Annotated in this window: 5 protein-coding genes and 1 pseudogene; 5 read left to right on the forward strand and 1 reads right to left on the reverse strand. The window is 39.4% G+C overall.

What is annotated here, in order from left to right; genetic code table 11:
- Nucleotides 1-356: 356 nt before the first annotated feature.
- Nucleotides 357-512 carry a hypothetical protein gene (locus QMA35_RS20570; RefSeq protein ID WP_281649023.1) on the reverse strand — a complete coding sequence of 52 codons (156 nt, stop codon included), beginning with the start codon at nucleotides 510-512 and terminating at the stop codon, nucleotides 357-359.
- Between the two features lie 728 nt (nucleotides 513-1,240).
- Between QMA35_RS20570 and QMA35_RS20575 the strand changes: the two genes are divergently transcribed.
- The 5 genes and pseudogenes from QMA35_RS20575 to QMA35_RS20595 form a co-directional block, all read left to right on the forward strand.
- Nucleotides 1,241-1,543, forward strand: a complete 303-nt coding sequence (locus QMA35_RS20575) for a hypothetical protein (RefSeq protein ID WP_281649024.1) — start codon at nucleotides 1,241-1,243, stop codon at nucleotides 1,541-1,543.
- Between the two features lie 3 nt (nucleotides 1,544-1,546).
- Nucleotides 1,547-2,161 (forward strand): ABC-three component system protein, encoded by a 615-nt coding sequence (locus QMA35_RS20580; protein ID WP_281649025.1) that lies wholly within the window; start codon nucleotides 1,547-1,549, stop codon nucleotides 2,159-2,161.
- 198 nt (nucleotides 2,162-2,359) lie between these two features.
- Nucleotides 2,360-4,054, forward strand: a complete 1,695-nt coding sequence (locus tag QMA35_RS20585) for a hypothetical protein (protein ID WP_281649026.1) — start codon at nucleotides 2,360-2,362, stop codon at nucleotides 4,052-4,054.
- Nucleotides 4,055-4,247: 193 nt separating this feature from the next.
- Nucleotides 4,248-4,667 (forward strand): hypothetical protein, encoded by a 420-nt coding sequence (locus tag QMA35_RS20590; protein ID WP_281649027.1) that lies wholly within the window; start codon nucleotides 4,248-4,250, stop codon nucleotides 4,665-4,667.
- Nucleotides 4,668-5,782: 1,115 nt separating this feature from the next.
- Nucleotides 5,783-6,201 (forward strand): annotated as a pseudogene (locus tag QMA35_RS20595) (IS1595 family transposase); the annotation flags it as partial.

Here is a 6,201-nt window from a genome sequence, read left to right on the forward strand (position 1 = left end):
ACCGGCTAGGCCGCGCACAACAAGGCGTTGGTGTTCGGCAGCAAGCTGCCTGGGACGCCTTCGGCGCCCCACAACTTGGCGTTACCCGCGTTTGGTGTTCCAATATTTGCCGCCTTGCCCTTTCATAATTGTCCGAGAGAAATAAATTCTGTGGAGCTGTCGTGATAGCATTGTCGTTTATTCCAAATTCAATGTGCGTTTCAATATCGTGCATTTATTAAAAGTCAGTGTGGTTGGCCGGCGGTAGCGTGGCTGCCATTTTCGTTTTCGCCAGCATTCGCTCTGTGCTCCCAAGTATCAGGAGCTGGCAATTAAGGTTTCAGTTTGCCACGGTGTTTTCCTGTTAGTTCAGCAATTCAACGTGTTTTTCCGGCAAATATTGTCGGGCTGCTTCCCAGTTTTGCCAGCGCCAGCTCTGTGCTCCCTAAGTTCAACATTGCTTGCCAATTTAAAATTTCATGGCAGGCATTTTTTGCATTTGTGTGGTGTAAAAATTTAGCTCCAGCAACCATCGCTGTTCTCTATCTCAAAGCTGGCAACATAGTTTTTGTGTTTGTTTGGGGTATTCTGGTTGTTCAGCAAACATTCGCAGTTTTCCTGACAGTTGGTCATTGCTGCATTCGTGCCATGCCAGCGTCAACATTTACAAACATCGCCGCAAAAAAGCGGGTAACAAGTGCGTGGTGTTCGTCGCTTCGCTCCTGGGACGCCTGCGGCGCCCCACACGCAGGCGTTGTGCGGCGGTGTGTGATTATTAATGTTTCGTGCGGAGTTTTCCTGAGAAATATTTAATGGTTTTGTGGAGCTGGCAATCAGGTTCTGAGTTTGTTTGGGGAATCCTGAAAGTTCATTGTTTTAACGTGCTTCTCCGGCAAACATTGTCGGGCTGCATTTGAGTTATGCCAGCACAAGCATTTTCGGTATCAATTCCTAGCCTGTTGTCACTTTCCGTGAAGCTGGCAAAAGACATCGCAATTCTGTTTAAACGTGCAATGCCAGCAAAGCTTCCGTGTTTACCTGCAGCAAAGGTTTCCAGTGGCTTCACGCTCAGTGCACAATGCTAAAAAGCGTAGGGTTTGCCAGCTGGCAATTTCTACCTTAATAAACCACCAAATCTGTGCATTGCCAGCGCCGCTCAATCCCAACCGGCAAGGTCGCGCACAACAAGAGCTTGGTTGGGACGCCTTCGGCGCCCCACAAGCGGGCGTTAAATTCTCCAAACATAGGCACTTGAGTAAACATGATAGAAATATTAAAAACTGCGTCTAAAGCGGGTTTTAGCTTAGCTGCATTAGGAACTGCATTAATTTACTTTGTGCACATTGAGTGGATTAAAATTGAGATATTCTCAACCCTAACATCTGATCAAACGTACAAAGCTTTAATATTCAGCATAACAATCACATTCATTGCATTTCTCTTTTTAGTTTTTGCACAAGTACAGTCCAGAAAGTCTGGTAGCGTTACAGTAACAGCTAAAGATCATGGTACAGCCATCAACAATACCGGAAATGGAAATATTACAATTACAAAGGAAAAGTAATAAGTGTCATTATTTAGGGAACAAACAACATCAGCGTCAGAAAATGGTATAGCTATCACAAACAGGGATGGTGATGTAAAAGTTAGTATAATTAAGTCATTAGCAAGACTTCCATCAATACTCAATCCTTTACTGATTAAAATCATAGAAGAACACCGTCCACAAAATAGCGCAGAAAGCGTAAGTTTTTTATACCCTGAAACTGAGCTTAAGATAACTTATAACCGGGTAATAAACTATGCTGATGACTTTAAAGAATTCAGTGGATATATGTCACTCATAGAATACTCACTAGACAACATAGATAATGAAGACCCAGGGGCAAGAGAAACCTTCTTATGGGCCCTCAATAAAAAATACAAAAACATAAAAAAAGAATTATTAATAGAAAATGACATAGATCCTTCTAACAAGGATGATGTGATAGGCATAATTGCAAAAAATTCCGACCGCATAATTCTAAAGGTTTCAAAGGAAATCATTTCCACCGCGAATGGTGATGTAACATATCCAATTGAACTTGTACAAGCAGCACAAGAACTTGTTGTATGCTATGGATTCATAAACTGCCAAATACTAGAAAAGCCTGATGATAGTATCCAACCTTCAAACACCTGATAAAAGCTTATATATCATAGGCTCAAACGTATTGAAGATAATCAATGAATTTCAATTCAATGATATTTGTCCATTCGTATTACATAGTAAATACAATAGTAAAATTGGCAATATTTCCCTGTCTTATCTTTTTTATACTCTTGACTGGCTTTATATCGCAGGAGCTGTAACTATAACATCTTCAGGCAATATTAAATTATGCAACTCATAAAACTGACAATTTACAAAAAATCAGAGGCAATACGAGAAATCCCATTCAAAGATGGACTTAACATAGTTACTAACAATGGCCTTGCAGGTAACCAGTTAGGAAAAAGCACCTTCCTAAGGGCAATCAATTTTTGTTTAGGTTCAGACGGGGAAAGTCTCTGGAAAGACCCAGAGAATGGAAATATAAACCACGAAATAAAGAATCTATTACTGTCAGGAGAAATAACATTCCAGCTTATTTTCAGATCTGATGGTATAACATACACAATTGTAAGAATACTTCAGGAAGTTCAACAGAAAAGTAGAGTTATAGTAAAGAAATTCAGTTGGATAAATGATGTAGAGTATCATTCACATACAAAATTCAAACAGGTTATTGGATCGATATTTGGATGTAATTCTGAAAAACCAAAATACAATTCCATAAAAAATAGATATGTGAGAATATCTAGACCAACAGCAAATAACGCATACAAATACCTTACATTTTTCACGTCAGATGATGAATATAGCCTTATACACTCGTATATCTTTGGCTTCCAGGGTATAGAAAAACTGAAACTAGAAATTGAAATTAAAAATGAAATATCAATTGCAGAATCTAGGAAATCTGCAATTTTAAATGGTTCCACATTGCGATTTTACAAAGATAAGCTTGCAGCTATAGATGAAGAGATTCTTTTATTGCAAGAGAAAGAAGAAAAATACGATTTAAGCGGAATACATAATGATGCTCTTGATAAGTTGAAAGTATCGCGAGAGAATATTGCTAGACTATCTTCAGACATATCCAATCTTGAAACAAGAATTCTTTATAATCAAAAGACAATAACACAATATGAAGAAAAGGTTTCAAGCATTGATGTTTCGACAGTGGAAAACATCTACAACGAAGCAAAAATTCTTATCCCTGACATTACAAAAACACTGCAAGAAACTATTGATTTTCATAACTCAATATTTCTGAGAAAAGCAGAATTTGTTAAAACTCAAAGTGCAATACTTGAAAATCAATTAATTAACCTTAAAGCAAACCTTACGGATTCATTAAACAGTGAAAAAACTTTAACAAAAGATCTTGCAAATGAAGGTCATCTTAGTGGATTCATACTCATTGAGAGAGAAATTCAAGAGCAAAAAGAAAAAAGAGGGTCGATATCATATGTTATTGATGAAGTGAAAGAGCTAGAATCATATATATCCAGCAAGAGCAATGACTTAAGTGAAATAAAGAGAGAAATAGAGTCACTCCTTGAAGGTTTTAATAAGAATTTAGATGTATTCAATATATTCTACAGTAAGATTACGCAAGATCTATTTACTACCCACCGCAATCGGCTAAATGCAGACACTAACGACAAAGGTGAACTGTCTTTTTCAATCATTAATGATAATTTAAATACTGGTGATGGAGTGCCAAGAGTTTCTTCAATGGCTTTTGATATGTCATTAGTTAAGTTCAATACTATTTTTGGCTCAAAACTCCCAAAATTTACAATTCAGGACTATCTAGAGTCTGCGGATGAAGAAAAACTAGAAAAACTATTTAATGTTGCGAATAGTGAAAATATCCAAGCAGTTGTAGCCATTTTAAATGACAAGCTTAGCTTCATGAGCTCTTCTATAAAAAAAGAAAATACAATACTAGAGCTCTCAGAAACCGATAAATTTTTCAAAGTTTAAATATCTACTGGAACCTGAAGCATGAATTTAACAAGAGCGTGGTGTTCGTCGCTACGCTCCTGGGACGCCTGCGGCGCCCCACACGCAGGCGTTATGTGCAATCCGAGTAAATATCGAGAGTATGGAATTTTCTAGAGCAAACACATCTACAGCCATGGTTTACTTCTTCTTCAGAAGAGGAAAATACCTTCAAATGGCTGTAAACCATGCAATGGCCTTAAATCTCGAATCAGCTGATTTGAGACGGTCATATGAGGCTGGTACATTTCCACGTGAAGGATGGGAAATAGAATATTTAGAAAATGCTAAACAAGCTACTAAGAATGTAGATCGAGCACTGTGGGTATCGTTCCTATATATTTTAATTTGTGCAATTATTGGACTCACCTTGGCTACATATTCAGGAAAGCTCCATTATACCAAGCCTCTTGATCACTCATTACTATTCATCTTTTCTGGAACATTTCTTAGCGCTTGGGCAACTCTTATGGAGCTTGGTGAAAATATGAGAACATGGTCAGGTGAATGCCTTCATGAACTATTACATCCAGCGATATTTAAAGCTCTATTTATACCAGGCACATTATTTATTCTGGCTGGCACAATAATCTAGAGTGGTCGGGATTGCAGGAAAGGCTCTGATTTCAGAGCCTTTCAGCATTACTTTACTTCTTGTGTTTGTGAGGTTTTAAAGGTGGGTGTTTAGGCTTGTTCTCAGGTGTTACACGACGGCGCTTATCTCGTGTACCATCCTCTTTTCTTGGTTTTGGACCCGGTTTTATAGTCATAATTAGCAACTCCTTCTGATATAACACCTCTCTACTCGAGAGGGAAATTTGTATCTGGCGTAATGCCACAATTTATATATGGTCTTATCAGAAAATTTCAAGGCTCTTAATACACAAAAATGCACATAACAAGCCCATCCAAGCGACCGCCTTCGGCGGCGCTTGATGGGGGCGTTAAATGGCAAAACTAACATTCAAGTGAACATCAAAATCAAGAAATCCATGAAGTTGCTTTTCATTGCCCTTTTCATATTTTCAGCATGGAAAATGAAAACCTTCCTGGAAGTAGATTCATGTCTTGATGCTGGAGGTAGCTTTAACTATAAAAATGGTGTGTGCGAGCATTCCTCAGAAAATGAATAAAGCAACTTCCTCCGTATTTTTTGCAGCTCTGCTAGCAATCTCGTTAATTGTTCTAGCTGGGGTTTCAAACAAGCTGATTCATGGCTTATGGATGTATTTTAAGTTTTATTCTTATGGCGGTGGTGGTTACACAACACTTAATATAGCCATAACAATGATCACTATATTTTTGTCAGTAGCAATCATTGTCATCTGCGTAGTCGTAGAAGTTAGGTATAAATTCCCAAGGGGTTGCAGCAAGCTGTCAAAGGCTGTCAGCATTGCTAATCTAACAATTATATTGGCATTATCACTCAGCCCAATTGGGCGGCTAGTGTAGTGCAATTTGCCATTTAACAAGTGCTTCAAATGGGACGCCTACGGCGCCCCTTAAGCAGGCGTTAGCTGCCTACAGAGGAATCGAGTGAAACTTCAAGACTTAGACGTAAAAGAACTTCTCCAACTCCAAACTTCGATTACCAATGAGCTTAGAGAGCGAGAAGTTGTAAGAACTCAAAAGGCTCTGTTCACAATACATGTTGGTGCATGAACTATACTTCTGAGCACCGGTTTCTGTCGTGTAATTGGAACCATCGTCATGCAGCAAACACAATTCCAAGAGTTCCTGAAATCTCTCAGTACATTGTCCCCTGAACAGCTGACATGTTTGCACACAACCCTACCGCCATGCCCGAAAACGCCAGAGGTTACGGGCAATAGTCGTCTTCTTGAGCGTCTCAAATATTACTTTGATCAGCACCCGCGGTGCCCTCGCTGTACCTGTGAATCCATGACGCGCTGGGGACAGAGCGCTGGTCATCAACGCTACCGCTGCAACGCATGCGGGCGTACCTGTAACGCATTGAGCGGCACGCCATTGGCTCATTTCCGTATTCGTGAAAAGCTGGATGCCTACTTGTCTTGCATGGATGGAGGAACCACGTTACGCCCGGCTGCTGCCGAATGTAACGTGTCCCTGAAAACATCGTTTTATCTCCGTCATCGCCTGATGGCAGT

Source organism: Parendozoicomonas sp. Alg238-R29 (assembly GCF_947331445.1).
In the GTDB taxonomy this organism is placed as follows: domain Bacteria; phylum Pseudomonadota; class Gammaproteobacteria; order Pseudomonadales; family Endozoicomonadaceae; genus Sansalvadorimonas.

Bases quoted from the DNA above. Each gene is read 5' to 3' on its own strand.
- QMA35_RS20570 (WP_281649023.1), bottom strand. From the start codon at position 512: ATGGTTGCTGGAGCTAAATTTTTACACCACACAAATGCAAAAAATGCC.
- QMA35_RS20575 (WP_281649024.1), top strand. From the start codon at position 1,241: ATGATAGAAATATTAAAAACTGCGTCTAAAGCGGGTTTTAGCTTAGCT.
- QMA35_RS20585 (WP_281649026.1), top strand. From the start codon at position 2,360: ATGCAACTCATAAAACTGACAATTTACAAAAAATCAGAGGCAATACGA.
- QMA35_RS20590 (WP_281649027.1), top strand. From the start codon at position 4,248: ATGGCTGTAAACCATGCAATGGCCTTAAATCTCGAATCAGCTGATTTG.